Source organism: Burkholderia sp. Ac-20344, assembly GCF_017104975.1.
GTDB lineage: Bacteria > Pseudomonadota > Gammaproteobacteria > Burkholderiales > Burkholderiaceae > Burkholderia.
The window spans coordinates 1-1166 of the sequence record NZ_JAAGPP010000369.1 but is presented as its reverse complement, the minus strand read 5'-3'; the positions used below and the strand labels follow the sequence as shown (position 1 = coordinate 1166).

Genomic DNA, 1166 nt, shown 5'->3' with positions numbered 1-1166 from the left:
CGCTCGACCGCGAGCGCGACGCCCATCCCGCCGCCGATGCACAGCGACGCCAGCCCGCGCTTCGCATCGCGCTTGGCCATCTCGTGCAGCAGCGTCACCAGGATCCGGCAGCCCGACGCGCCGATCGGGTGGCCGATCGCGATCGCCCCACCGTTCACGTTCACCTTCGACGTGTCCCAGCCCATCTGCTTGTGCACCGCCAGCGCCTGCGCCGCGAATGCCTCGTTGATCTCCATCAGGTCCAGGTCGCCCGGCGTCCAGCCCGCGCGCTCCAGGCACCGGCGCGATGCCGGCACCGGGCCCATGCCCATCACGCTCGGATCCACGCCCGCGTTCGCGTACGCCTTGATCCGCGCCAGCGGCGTCAGGCCCAGCGCCGCCGCCTTCTGCGCCGACATCACCAGCACCGCCGCCGCGCCGTCGTTCAGCCCCGACGCGTTCGCCGCCGTCACCGAGCCGTCCTTCGAGAACGCCGGCTTCAGCCCGGCCAGCGATTCCGCCGTCACGCCGTGACGCACGAATTCGTCGGTCGCAAACTGCAGCGGCTCGCCCTTGCGTTGCGGAATCGCCACCGGCACGATCTCGTCGTTGAAGCGCCCGGCCTTCTGCGCGGCTTCCGCCTTGTTCTGCGACAGCGCCGCGAACGCGTCCTGCTCTTCGCGCGTGATCCCGTATTCCTTCGCGACGTTCTCCGCCGTGATGCCCATGTGGTACTGGTTGTACACGTCCCACAGGCCGTCGACGATCATCGTGTCGACCAGCTTCGCGTCCCCCATCCGGAACCCGTCGCGCGAGCCCGGCAGCACGTGCGGCGACGCGCTCATGTTCTCCTGGCCGCCCGCGATCACGATCTCCGCGTCGCCCGCGACGATCGCGTTCGCGGCCAGCATCACGGCCTTCAGGCCCGAGCCGCATACCTTGTTGATCGTCATCCCCGGCACTGCGCTCGGCAGCCCGGCCTTGATCAGCGACTGCCGCGCCGGGTTCTGCCCGGAACCGGCCGTCAGCACCTGGCCCATGATCACTTCGCTGACCTGCTCGGGCTTCACGCCCGCACGCTCCAGCACCGCGCGGATCACCGTCGCGCCCAGCTCGGGCGCCGCAATCTTCGCAAGCGAACCGCCGAATTTGCCGACCGCGGTCCGCGCGGCCGATACGATCACTAC

1 protein-coding gene is annotated in these 1166 nt (G+C 70.1%); it reads right to left on the bottom strand.

What is annotated here, in order from left to right:
* Nucleotides 1-1166, bottom strand: a 1166-nt coding sequence (locus G3N64_RS39175; protein ID WP_241021447.1) for an acetyl-CoA C-acetyltransferase, incomplete at both ends; no start/stop codon positions are given.